The sequence below is a fragment of the Bacteroides ihuae genome, assembly GCF_900104585.1.
Lineage (GTDB): Bacteria > Bacteroidota > Bacteroidia > Bacteroidales > Bacteroidaceae > Bacteroides > Bacteroides ihuae.
In genome coordinates, this window is sequence record NZ_FNVX01000005.1 from 528,661 (window position 1) to 540,992 (window position 12,332).

9 protein-coding genes are annotated in these 12,332 nt (G+C 39.9%); 4 read left to right on the plus strand and 5 right to left on the minus strand.

Translation table 11 applies throughout. The annotated features are described in order from the left end of the window. A complete protein-coding gene (locus tag BQ5338_RS07795) occupies positions 1–1,146 on the plus strand; it encodes a cytochrome d ubiquinol oxidase subunit II (protein ID WP_071146252.1) in 1,146 nt (381 codons plus the stop codon). A gap of 454 nt (positions 1,147–1,600) precedes the next feature. On the opposite strand, the gene BQ5338_RS07800 is transcribed toward BQ5338_RS07795, so the two are convergent. The 4 genes from BQ5338_RS07800 to wecB all read right to left on the minus strand — a co-directional run bounded on the left by BQ5338_RS07800 (position 1,601) and on the right by wecB (position 8,132). After that, positions 1,601–2,557: a D-2-hydroxyacid dehydrogenase gene (locus BQ5338_RS07800; RefSeq protein WP_071146845.1), complete on the minus strand. Its 957-nt coding sequence runs from the start codon at positions 2,555–2,557 to the stop codon at positions 1,601–1,603. Between the two features lie 36 nt (positions 2,558–2,593). Then, a complete protein-coding gene (locus tag BQ5338_RS07805; protein ID WP_071146253.1) occupies positions 2,594–3,865 on the minus strand; it encodes a replication-associated recombination protein A in 1,272 nt (423 codons plus the stop codon). A gap of 12 nt (positions 3,866–3,877) precedes the next feature. Next, complete coding sequence (locus tag BQ5338_RS07810) at positions 3,878–6,451, minus strand: DUF5686 and carboxypeptidase-like regulatory domain-containing protein (protein WP_071146254.1); 2,574 nt, start codon at positions 6,449–6,451, stop codon at positions 3,878–3,880. A 595-nt stretch (positions 6,452–7,046) separates the two neighbouring features. Next, a complete protein-coding gene (wecB, locus tag BQ5338_RS07815) occupies positions 7,047–8,132 on the minus strand; it encodes a non-hydrolyzing UDP-N-acetylglucosamine 2-epimerase (protein WP_071146255.1) in 1,086 nt (361 codons plus the stop codon). 85 nt (positions 8,133–8,217) lie between these two features. Between wecB and BQ5338_RS07820 the strand changes: the two genes are divergently transcribed. Continuing rightward, the gene (locus tag BQ5338_RS07820) at positions 8,218–8,829 is read left to right on the plus strand and encodes a trimeric intracellular cation channel family protein (RefSeq protein ID WP_071146256.1); all 612 of its coding nucleotides are present in this window, start codon (positions 8,218–8,220) and stop codon (positions 8,827–8,829) included. A gap of 6 nt (positions 8,830–8,835) precedes the next feature. Here the strand turns inward: BQ5338_RS07820 and BQ5338_RS07825 are convergent, their stop codons facing one another. Further along, on the minus strand, positions 8,836–9,327 hold the full coding sequence (locus BQ5338_RS07825) for a DUF4251 domain-containing protein (RefSeq protein ID WP_071146257.1): 492 nt from the start codon (positions 9,325–9,327) through the stop codon (positions 8,836–8,838). Between the two features lie 434 nt (positions 9,328–9,761). Here BQ5338_RS07825 and BQ5338_RS07830 point away from each other — a divergent pair, with 434 nt between their 5' ends. Together BQ5338_RS07830 and BQ5338_RS07835 are read left to right on the plus strand one after the other, a co-directional pair. Beyond that, on the plus strand, positions 9,762–10,265 hold the full coding sequence (locus tag BQ5338_RS07830) for an RNA polymerase sigma factor (RefSeq protein WP_071146258.1): 504 nt from the start codon (positions 9,762–9,764) through the stop codon (positions 10,263–10,265). A gap of 291 nt (positions 10,266–10,556) precedes the next feature. Beyond that, a complete protein-coding gene (locus BQ5338_RS07835) occupies positions 10,557–12,332 on the plus strand; it encodes a biotin/lipoyl-binding protein (protein WP_071146259.1) in 1,776 nt (591 codons plus the stop codon).

Genomic DNA, 12,332 nt, shown 5'->3' on the forward strand with positions numbered 1-12,332 from the left:
ATGGATACATATATATTACTTCAGCATTATTGGTGGTTTGTGATTTCTTTGTTGGGAGCCTTGTTGGTACTTTTGCTTTTTGTACAGGGTGGCAATTCGATGTTGTTCTCTCTTCCGAAGAACGAGGAGCAACGTAAGATGATGGTTAATTCGACCGGACGCAAGTGGGAGTTTACTTTTACCACGCTGGTAACTTTTGGTGGAGCATTTTTTGCTTCGTTTCCTATGTTCTACAGTACAAGCTTCGGCGGAGCCTATTGGTTATGGATGATTATTCTTTTTAGCTTTGTGCTTCAAGCTGTTAGTTATGAATTCCAAAGTAAAGCGGGTAATCTGCTGGGGAAAAAGACATATCAAACGTTTTTGGTGATCAATGGAGTGGTAGGCCCTGTTTTATTGGGCGGTGCAGTAGCCACATTCTTTACCGGATCAGACTTTTATGTGAATAAGGACAATATGACGGAGTTGATGCCTATTATTAGTAGTTGGGGAAGTGCATGGCATGGACTCGATGCATTAGCTAATCCGTGGAATGTAGTGCTTGGTTTGGCTGTGTTCTTCTTGGCCCGAATTCTTGGTGCGCTATACTTCATTAATAATATCAATGATGACGACTTTGTGGCTCGTTGCCGTCGTTCTCTGATTATTAATGGTGGATTCTTCCTGGTGTTTTTCCTTGCATTTGTCATTCGTACATTGTTTGCAGATGGATTTGCGGTTAACCCCGATACTCAGGAAGTTTACATGCAATCATACAAGTATTTTATTAACTTTATTCAGATGCCTGTAGTACTTGCAGTCTTTTTGATAGGAGTGGTGCTTGTCTTGTTTGGTTTGGCTATGAGCATCTTGAAGAAGACTTTTGATAAAGGAATATGGTTTACAGGTGCGGGCACTGTGCTTGCTGTACTTGCTCTATTCCTTTGCGCAGGATTCAATAACACAGCTTATTATCCGTCTACAGGAGATTTACAGAGTTCACTTACTTTAGCTAACAGTTGCTCTAGTTTGTTTACACTCAAAACGATGGCTTATGTATCCATCCTTGTTCCTTTTGTGGTGGCTTACATCTTTTATGCATGGCGCAGTATTGATAATAAGAAGATTGATGCTGAAGAGATGAATGAAGGTGGGCATGCTTATTAATTGAACTGATTTATTTGAACGAAAAACTTGACTTTGGTACTTAAATGTGTTATCTTTGTCAATGTAATCATATAGTAGTTTTGATTTATACTACAGTAAAAGGGAGAAGTTGGTGCTTCTCCCTTTTTTTCGCCAATTACTTTGATCGTTTTAATAAAACCTTTCATTTCTCTTTATTTCGGTCGCTTTTAAGCAAAAAAGAACCGAGCAGTTGGTTATCTGCACGGTTCAGTTGACTCATTACACGGTTGCACTTTAGTTGGAAGACGGTTGCACTTCACCAACCTGCTTACTTTATCTCATTAAAGTGCCTTTATGTTTTTGCAAAACGCTTATTTGCTTGCCTGAAAACACCTCTGTGCTTTGAAAAGCTCTGTTCCTGTTAATAATAAATAAATCGTCTCTTGACAAGAATGAGTTCGCTCTTATGGTTTTCTGTAATTAATTGCTCTGTTTACTTAACAATATTATTGGTTGGCTTACCTGCAATGTAAGCTTTCACATTATCAAGCATGATACCCATTAATCGCTCGCGAGCTTCAAAGCTTGCCCAGGCAATGTGTGGAGTGATATAGCAATTCTTGGCTGTAAGCAATGGGTTGTCTGCTAAAGGAGGTTCGGACGAAAGTACATCCACACCTGCTGCATAAATCTTTCCTGTGTTCAGTGCATCGGCCAGAGCTTGCTCATTAACCAATTGCCCGCGAGCTGTGTTAATAAGGACTGCTGTGGGCTTCATTAGTGACAATCGGCGAGCACCAACAAGCTCCTCTGTTTCTTCGGTAAGTGGACAATGTAGACTGATAAAGTCGCATTCGCTAAATAATTCATCCAACTCCATCTTCTTTATCTCAGGAGGTAATTGTAGTGATAGCTTTGATGTAAAAGCAAACACTTGCATACCGAACCCGATAGCTATGCGAGCTGTGGTATATCCGGTATGTCCCAGACCAACTAGTCCTATCTTCTTTCCACGAAGTTCGATGAGTGGAGTATCCCAAAAACAGAAATCAGGGTTGTTGCTCCATCTTCCTTTGTGAACTTCATCCGAATGGTGTCTCACTTGCTGAGCAATGTTCAGGATGTGGGCAAATACCATTTGTGCTACCGATGGAGTGCTGTAGGCCGGAATATTGGTCACCACAATGCCGTGTTCTTTGGCGGCGGCAATATCTACTACGTTGTATCCCGTGGCTAGTACGCCAATATATTTTAGTTCGGGTAGTGCAGCCATGACTTCGGCTGTGAACAACACCTTATTAGTAAGGGCTACTTCAGCGCCAGCCAAACGTTTTAGAACTTCTTCGGGAGAAGTTCGCTCGTAGATGGTACACTCGCCTAAGGCTTTTAATTCATCCCATGAAAGGTCACCGGGGTTTGTTGCATAGCCGTCTAATACTATAATTTTCATCTTTTTATCTACTTTACTTGTTAAATTGCATTGCATTTACTTGCTATATTTCTCATTCCACAGTTTTTTCATCTGCTCCAGATGTTTGTTTTCTGCAGCATTGTTTTGTGGTTGCCAAATGCGGCGCTCTTTTAGTTCGTCGGGCAGATATTGTTGAGTAATGAAGTTCCCTTCATAGCTGTGAGCATATTTATAATCTTGTCCGTAACCCAGCTGTTTCATTAATTTAGTGGGTGCGTTGCGTAGATGTAGAGGCACGGGTAGGTTACCTGTTTCTCGTACCAACTCTAACGCACTGTCAATGGCAGTGTAGGCTGAATTACTTTTAGGACTTGTGGCTAGATAGATCGTTGCTTCTGCTAAAGGAATGCGTCCTTCGGGCCAACCAATTTTCATCAGCGTGTCAAAGCAGGCATTGGCTAGTAACAAGGCATTGGGATTGGCCAGGCCGATGTCTTCGGCAGCAGAGATGACAAGGCGGCGAGCAATGAACGCAGGATCCTCTCCACCTTCCACCATCCGGGCCAGCCAATAAATAGCTCCATCGGGATCACTTCCACGAATCGATTTAATGAAAGCGGAGATAATATCGTAATGCATTTCGCCATCTTTGTCATAGGCCAAAGGATTTTGTTGGAGTCGCTCGGTGACTAAACTATCGGTAATTACGACGATATTTTCTGTTTCCGAATCGACTACAAGTTCTAGTATATTGAGTAATTTTCGGGCATCTCCACCCGAAAAACGAAGGATAGCTCCAGTCTCTTTCAGCTCAATCTTACGTTCTTTCAAAACCGAGTCCGTTACAATGGCTCGTTGAAGTAATTCCAGTAGATCTTCTTGCTCCAGTGATTTTAGCACGTATAGCTGGCAACGGGAGAGGAGTGGGCGGATGACTTCAAAAGAGGGATTCTCGGTGGTTGCACCAATTAGCGTTACAGTACCGTGTTCCACAGCACCCAGCAATGAGTCTTGCTGTGACTTGCTGAAGCGGTGAATTTCATCAATAAAGAGGATAGGACTACTTTGTGAGAAGAAACGGTTACTTTTGGCTCTTTCTATCACGTCACGTACATCTTTCACACCTGAGCTCACAGCACTGAGACTGTAGAATGGTGTTTCCAACTTATTGGCAATAATTTGTGCCAAGGTCGTTTTCCCTACTCCCGGTGGACCCCATAAAATGAAAGAAGAGATTCGTCCGGCATCAATCATTTTGCGCAAGATAGCGCCTGGGCCAACCAAGTGCTTTTGCCCGATATATTCATCCAAAGTCTTTGGTCTGAGCCTTTCCGCTAGTGGTTGCATATGTATGTGGGTCTAAAATGTTACCATCATCATAAATCGGATACCATCTTTGTTGATGTTTGGATTATTGAGATATGTTAGTCGGCGCACATATTCTATATGCAATATTTTGAAGATGTTATGAATGCCGACACTTGCTTCTAAATAAGGAGTACCAGGGTCCATCACAAAACTGGTCGTGATTCCATCTCTTGTAGGAAAGCGGAATAAGTCACCGTCATTTGTATTCTTGTATGGATTATTTTTATCACTAAGTGATCCATACAGCGCACGGAATCTAAAAACCTCGCGCCATTTCAATTTCTTTAGAAGTGGTATGCGATTGAATAGCTTACCATTCATATCATACGTTAAAGACATGGAAGCATAACGATCATTGAGGAATTCCATGTTATTAATTAAGTTGAACGTTTCCCGTTGGGTGATGTATGACAAGTTTGCCTCTGGCAATATCAATAGCGGGAAAGGAACTTTGTTCCATTGTATGCCACCTTTAAAAGTTATGTCTACTTTTCCCCATGATGATAACCAGAAACGTTTCCAAGCACTTGCTTCGGTGAGATTGAAATTGTACTCTCCACCTAGCGCACCTTTTAATCCACTTGTTTGCGAAAGGGTAAATACGGGAGAGTCCAGAGAAACAGGCACGCGCCGTTGTTTGGTATTGACAAATGTTTCGCCCGGAGCGTAGCGTAATGTCACTCCAAGTTCACTCGTTGTTATATCATGTACGAGGGTATTGACCGTTTCGTCTGCGTTGTTACGTATATATTGCAGTTTCCCGGTTGGTTCGTCGTTACGCCGACGGCCCATCAACTTAACCGAAAAACCCCAATTAGTCTCCATTTCGTATTGGAGAGTCGCATCTCGTATATATGACATCTGGTCAACAGGTGCTGTTTTCCATGCTACGAATACATTGTCCTTATCCGTTGCGAGGAATTTATCCATAGGAGACATTACGTCAAAACTGTAGGATGCGGATATATTGTTTTTGGGAAATTCCCAAGGCAAATAAGTGCATTTAGGGAATGAATAGAGTACTTGTCCGCTATATTTCCATTTCTGATCTTTAAAGCCATAAGCTCCATAGCCGCTGAGGAACCAGTGTGGATCAAAATTTCCTGTGGTCTGTCCACTTAATCGCAGACGGGTGCCATCAATATAGTTACTAGAAACCATGGTGTTGATAGGGCCAAAGTCAAATTTACTGGGATGTTCCTTAGAGCCTGTTTCAACAAAATTTTCGATTAATGCTTTTGCGCTAAAAAGGACGAGCTTAAAGCCGGGTATTTGTTCTAACTGATTCATGAATAGATCCATGCTATTTTCGGTCTTAGTCAGTGGTACTTGCCTTACACTAGCCCAATAATCATCACTTTTGGTTAGCATATCTGTCTCTTTCATTACATCTCCCCGAAATTTGAATAATCGTTGTTCTATTGGGGTAAATTCGTAGTTGGTGTATTTTGTGGTACGCTTTACCTGTAATCCTTGCTGCGATTTAAAAAGAGAGAGATCAACTGTCATATCGTCATCCGTGAGTACCCAGTTCCCATTGGCTAATTGTTTATAGTCTTGAGTAATATCTAAATTATCAACATAATTGACTCCTGTTTTCTTTGGCAAGTTCATAAGGCATCTCTTTACCGCGTATGTAGAGTCTTTGAGTACGTATAGGTGTCCGGTAAAACCAAAATCCTGCGAATTTTGAGGCACAAATGTTAAGTGCACGCACTCGCGCTTATCTACCATAACAGTATCCATTAGATAATACTTATAGAAAGAAATGCCCGATTCAGAGATGGGACTAACGAAAGGAGTTTGTAACAGACGGATATTGTTATCGTATATATTTACGTCCGAAAAGACATCTTTAAGAATGGTCCCAACCATATCTCCAGTTGAAAAGAATTCTTCAATGCCACTTGAATTCATTCCTTTGATAATCGTCTTCTTGCTTTCCGGGTTTTTGCGGTAGATCGTTTGTGATGCTGTTTCTTGTATCGATATGGGCAAAATCATTTTATGGGTCTCAGGAGAAACTTCTACTTGCTTTGATAAGAACTTAAATTTCTTGTAGATGCCCTTTTGGAGACTTTCAGGAGTTACGTTGTTAATGGACATCTTCATCTTTTGGTACTTGTCGTACTGATAATACTCATTCTCTTCAAGCTTTTGAGCCGATTTATGATCAATTACTTTACGCATAAAGTCCACTGCCGGATTATTCTTTCGCGAGTATTTTTCCTTCTTAGGTTTTACTACTACTTCATTCAACTGAATGGATGCCGGAGATAGTTGTACGTTCAATTCTTTGGTGTCAGGGAGAATTTTGATTACTTTACTAATATATCCTATAGCAGAGAATGTTACTTTGTTCCACCCTTTTTTCGTTTCAATCTTGTAGGCGCCGTTTACATCAGTAATACCTCCCACACCCTTACCTTCGTAGAATACGGATATATACATCAAAGGCTCATGTGATATTGAATCAGTAACAATTCCCCTTAATTGTGCAAAAGCATTCGGGGTAAGGAATGCAAGTAAAAATAGTATAATAAATTTGTGATATTTCTTTTTCATACATGTCATAATCAAGGAGACAAAGTTAGTAAAATTGTTGTTATATTGATTATTGCTATAACAGTTTTTATGCTACTTTTTTGAATTCTAAGTATTTAACAAAGGTTTGGCTTTACATAATACTCATTAATATAAACAGTTCTTTTCCTTGCGTTGCACGATACAACAGCTACCCTTATATGTAATGAGGTATTGCATAGGGGTATGGCGATAGCATATTATCCAATGACATTTAGTTGCGCGCAGTACAATTGGAATGAATAAAAAAGAAGTTTTTAGCAAGTCGTTTGTCAATGTTTAGGAAACTGTTCAATACCCCTCTACAAGCGTTGTGAGAGGGGGTTGCTTAATTAACTAGTTCACCGCGGTGAATTAACTACTTCACCACGCTGAACTAGTTAATTCACCGCGGTGAAGTAGTAAGATCTATTTCGACTGTATTATATGTAAATAAATAGTGGTGATGAGGTTGGTTAAATGATATTGATATGTCACCTATTAATAAGTGTATTTGCACCTTTCTATTTTGATAAAAATAGGTCTTGTAAAGAGGTTCAAATAAGTAAACCAGCCCGTCTGCTCGAATAGAGAGGAATTATTCGTTCAGAAGTATTTGCACAATCCTTTCGGCTGTGCGTCCGTCCCAGCGTTCGGGCAATATGCCTTGTTTCCATTCTCCTTTCGCTAATTTATCCATGGTTTCACCCAATACAGACGGATTTTCTCCTACCAACTCATTGGTACCGATTTTCCAAGTCTCCGGATGTTCGGCGTAAGTGTTGAGAGTGATACAAGGAATGCCTAGGAAAGTTGCCTCTTCGGCTACATTGCCTGAATCGGTAACAATTGCTTTTGCCTTATTCATAAGAAAGCCAAAGGTAAGATAGCTTTGTGGTAATAGTAGGTGTAGATTAGGAGCTTTTATCTGCATTTCTTTAATTGCATCACTTACATATGAGTGTAATGGGGCTACAATGGGCATACCATTTGCTTTTTCAATAAGTGTCTCGAGCAATTCTTTGAAGTTCGCCTTGTTGGCTAGTAATGCATGGCGGTTGATAGTAAGTAGAATGTAGTTTTGTTCTTTCAATCCCAATACGCTGAACCACATAGGGCGAAGCAATCGGTTCCGATTATAGCGTATCGTGTCCACTAGAATATTACCTACATAATATACGTGTTCGTTCTCTGTTCCGGATTGATTCAAGTTACGATTTGCTATCATTCCGGCCGTAAAGAGGTAATCGGAGAGACCGTCAGTTATCATTCGGTTCACCTCTTTAGGCATGCTCATGTCAAAGGAACGTGTACCGGCAACTACGTGAGCAACTTTTATATTTTGTTTTTTTGCTACGATGGCGCAACTCATAGTCGAAGTCAAATCATCTACAACCAGAACCACATGTGCGGGATTCTCAGCCAACTCGCGCTCAAAAGCAATCATGATACCTGCCGTAAGTTCGGTAGAGTTATTGCTATTTACGCCCAAGTAGACATCAGGTCCTTTCATGTTCAGGTCAGCAAATAGGGAAGCATCCAGGCTACTATCTCTTTCTGTTCCCGTGTATACTAATCTGTAAAAAATTCGTTTACCTTGCGCCTGTGCAGCCTCGATGGCACGTACAATGGGCGCTATCTTCATGAAATTGGGGCGAGCCCCGGCCACGATTGTTATTTTCATCCTAGTTTTTTGCTATTATTCGGAATGCAAATGTACGGCTTCTTTTGGAAATTATTCGTTTCTTTGCAAACAAAAAGCTTAGAATATGCCAACATTTGTTCAGATTATAGAGTTCGTCGGTACGTTTGCTTTCGCTATCAGTGGCATCCGTTTGGCTTCTGCCAAGCAGTTCGACTGGTTTGGAGCCTATGTCGTTGGATTAGTCACTGCTATTGGCGGTGGAACCATTCGGGATTTATTGCTTGGTGTTACTCCGTTTTGGATGACAGATCCTGTATATCTCGTGTGCTCTGGATTAGCCTTGCTTTGGGTTATCTTCTTGGGAAAATATCTTATTCATTTGCACAACACTTTTTTTATTTTTGATAGTATTGGATTAGCTCTTTTTACAGTGGTGGGAGTGGGAAAAGCACTTGCTCTGGGTTACCCCTTTTGGGTTGCTATTGTTATGGGTAGCATAACTGGCGCTGCCGGCGGGGTTATTCGTGATGTGTTTATTAACGAAATACCTCTTATTTTTCGCAAAGAAATATATGCCATAGCTTGCGTCGTTGGTGGAATGGTTTATTGGGCGTGCGACTTTGCTAGTCTTAATCCGATGTTCACTCAGATTACTAGTGGAGTTAGTGTTTTCATTGTTCGTATTCTTGCCGTGAAATATAAAATCTGCCTTCCTATTCTAAAGGGAAACCAATAATTAATTTTATTTCTTTATTTTAAGTTCTCCAGAAAAGTCGATGGAGTCTCTATTCTGCATATCCACACTTATACTTGATAAACCTGAAGTAAAAATTGATATGTAGAATTTAAAAACATCTTCTTTGGTCCGGGCGGTGAATTCTATTTTAGCTGTACCTTTCTTATTATAAGTAAGTTTGTAGTTCTCTATAGGTGCTTTAAACGTGAGGCCGTCACCTCCGCCGTATGGGATAGAGTAAGCTCGTCCGTAGTAAGGGAGCCATGAGGATGCGGAATCATTCTTTATCTCAAGAGAGTAAGAAGAGGTCAATTGTACGTTAAGACCTCTGCGTGGAAGGGCTGTGTTCACTTCAATACAGTATCCTTTGGACTCAATCTCCCTTTTTACAGTTTGTTCTTTCTTCGCTCTTTTTTCCTCCTTACTCTGTGCTATGCTCCATTGTGTTCCAGTCACTAATAATAAAAATAAAACGAATAAGCGTATACTTCTTTTCATGTTCTTTTCTTTTTCGACACTCTAATGTAACACTAACACTAATACTCGATGCTTTGATTAACCAAAGGCTTCTTTTAACTATTTTCGAGCTTTTACGATCTTTCTTGTTTCCTAGGCTATTTTTATAATATAATTGACGTTTTTGGGTATTCTGCTTCTTTTGAGGCTCTTCTGATTACTTCTAAAGAGGAATTAAGCATCTCTCTTTACCTTCTCTAATTGTGAAAAATAAAAAGGAAAGACTTCTATTGTTTAAAATAAATTTTAAACGACGTTCTATTACACCTGATAGTTATCAAAAAGCGCCTGAAAACTATTATTTATCAGTTTTCACCCTAAATATAAACGGAATTTCCCTTGCTTTTTTCAGAAAAAAGGTTTATACTTGCATTCAGAGAATCACAATTTATATTCACTTATAAAATTAGCAAAGTATGAAAAGTTTAAGTTTTAAAAAAGATCTGATTAGTATTCAGGATGAGTTATTTCGCTTTGCATATAAATTAACTTCCAATAGGGAAGAAGCAAACGACTTGTTGCAGGAAACTTCATTAAAAGCTTTAGATAATGAAGATAAATATATCCCCGAGACAAACTTTAAAGGTTGGATGTATACCATCATGCGCAACATCTTTATAAATAACTATCGTAAGATTGTCCGTGATCAGACTTATGTGGATCAAACAGATAATTTGTATCATCTTAATTTGCCTCAGAATTCAGGCTTTGAAAGCACAGAAGGGGCATACGATCTCAAAGAAATGCATCGTATAGTGAATGCATTGCCTAAAGAATACAAAATACCATTTTCAATGCATGTGTCAGGCTTCAAGTATCGTGAGATTGCAGAAAAACTTGATTTGCCTCTTGGTACTGTGAAAAGTCGCATCTTTTTTACCCGACAGAGATTACAGGAAGAATTGAAGGATTTTGTATAATTAAATATACTTATCAACTAGATATATAAATGATTTATCATATCTAAGTCTTTTAATATGAGTAGGTTATATTAATTTGTGTGACTTTTGACTTGGAAATATATATTTAGTATAGATCATAAGGAGCAAGCAGTTTGAAAGTTCTACTTGCTCCTACCTTTTTATAAGGATGGTATATTATACATATTTTATGTAAAAAACGAGCTTGATTGTTGTCTTTATGTTATTTGAATGACTATATTTGTGGACACAAATTTCCCAAGTCAAGTCAATAGCATATAACCTAAAGCAATGAAAAAAGAGATTAAATTCAGCCTCGTCTATCGAGACATGTGGCAATCTTCCGGTAAGTATCAACCCCGGGTAGATCAACTAGTCAAAATTGCTCCCTTAATTGTAGAAATGGGCTGTTTCGCCCGAGTAGAAACGAATGGCGGTGCCTTCGAACAAGTGAACTTGTTGTATGGTGAAAACCCTAATAAAGCCGTGCGTGAGTTTACAAAACCTTTCAATGATGCAGGTATTCAGACCCACATGCTCGATCGTGGATTAAATGGACTGCGTATGTATCCTGTTCCTGCTGATGTTCGCCAACTCATGTACAAAGTAAAGCATGCACAAGGAGTCGATATTACGCGCATATTTTGTGGATTAAATGAAGTAAGGAATATTATTCCATCTATTAAGTATGCACTTGATAGCGGAATGATTCCTCAGGCTACTCTTTGTATTACTTTCTCTCCTGTGCACACTGTAGAGTACTATGTTAGCATTGCTGATCAACTGATAGCTGCAGGTGCACCTGAAATCTGTTTGAAAGATATGGCTGGTGTCGGACGTCCTGGAATGTTGGGGCGGCTAACTAAGGCAATTAAAGAAAAACATCCAGAAACTATTATTCAATATCATGGGCACTCGGGTCCGGGTCTCTCTATGGCCTCTATTCTTGAAGTCTGCGAGAATGGCGCTGACATCATTGATGTGGCAATGGAACCGCTATCTTGGGGTAAAGTACATCCAGACGTAATTTCTGTTCAGGCGATGCTCAAAGATAAAGGTTTTCAGGTTGCTGAAATCAATATGAAGGCATATATGAAAGCGCGTGCCATGACTCAAGAATTCATTGACGACTTTCTGGGTTATTTTATTGATCCAACAAATAAACACATGTCTTCGTTGCTATTAAAATGCGGATTGCCGGGTGGAATGATGGGGTCTATGATGGCTGACTTGAAAGGTGTACATTCGGGCATAAACATGATTTTGCGGAGCAAAAACGAGCCGGAATTGCACTTGGATGATTTGTTGTTGATGCTGTTTGATGAGGTGGAATATGTATGGCCTAAACTAGGATATCCTCCATTGGTAACTCCTTTTAGCCAATATGTGAAGAATGTGGCATTGATGAATGTCATGGCTTTGGTTAAAGGCGAAAGTCGCTGGAGCATGATAGATACTCATACTTGGAGTATGATTCTAGGTAAGAGCGGTAAACTACCGGGTGCCTTAGATGCTGAAATCATTGAGCTTGCTAAATCTAAAGGGTATGAATTTGTAGATGAAGATCCTCAAAAAAATTATCCGGATCAATTAGAAGAATATAGAGCTGAGATGAAAGAGAACGGATGGGATTGTGGCCCTGATGATGAGGAACTATTCGAATTGGCTATGCATGATCGTCAGTATCGTGATTATAAATCGGGTGTTGCTAAGAAGCGCTTTGAAGAAGAACTTCAACGGGCTAAAGATGCTGCGCTTGCTGTGCAAGGATTCTCTGAAGAAGAAGTGAAGAAAATCAAACGTGCTAAAGCTGAACCTATTACGGCCTTAGAAAAAGGACGTATTATTTGGGAAATTGACGTAACCTCACCTTCAATGCCTCCCGAAGTAGGACGGAAGTATACTCCAGATGACACTGTATGCTATATAGCAACGCCTTGGGGCACTTACGATAAGGTGATGGCTCATTTTGCAGGACGGGTTGTCGAAGTCTGTGCTAAGCAAGGTGAACTAGTGAATAAGGGCGATGTGTTGGCTTATATTGAGAGAGGTAGAGATATAGCATAA

What these genes read in the sequence shown, in the direction of transcription:
- BQ5338_RS07795 (WP_071146252.1), top strand. Translation starts at nt 1, where the DNA reads ATGGATACATATATATTACTTCAGCATTATTGGTGGTTTGTGATTTCT.
- BQ5338_RS07800 (WP_071146845.1), bottom strand. Translation starts at nt 2,557, where the DNA reads ATGAAAATTATAGTATTAGACGGCTATGCAACAAACCCCGGTGACCTT.
- BQ5338_RS07805 (WP_071146253.1), bottom strand. Translation starts at nt 3,865, where the DNA reads ATGCAACCACTAGCGGAAAGGCTCAGACCAAAGACTTTGGATGAATAT.
- BQ5338_RS07810 (WP_071146254.1), bottom strand. Translation starts at nt 6,451, where the DNA reads ATGAAAAAGAAATATCACAAATTTATTATACTATTTTTACTTGCATTC.
- wecB (WP_071146255.1), bottom strand. Translation starts at nt 8,132, where the DNA reads ATGAAAATAACAATCGTGGCCGGGGCTCGCCCCAATTTCATGAAGATA.
- BQ5338_RS07820 (WP_071146256.1), top strand. Translation starts at nt 8,218, where the DNA reads ATGCCAACATTTGTTCAGATTATAGAGTTCGTCGGTACGTTTGCTTTC.
- BQ5338_RS07825 (WP_071146257.1), bottom strand. Translation starts at nt 9,327, where the DNA reads ATGAAAAGAAGTATACGCTTATTCGTTTTATTTTTATTATTAGTGACT.
- BQ5338_RS07830 (WP_071146258.1), top strand. Translation starts at nt 9,762, where the DNA reads ATGAAAAGTTTAAGTTTTAAAAAAGATCTGATTAGTATTCAGGATGAG.
- BQ5338_RS07835 (WP_071146259.1), top strand. Translation starts at nt 10,557, where the DNA reads ATGAAAAAAGAGATTAAATTCAGCCTCGTCTATCGAGACATGTGGCAA.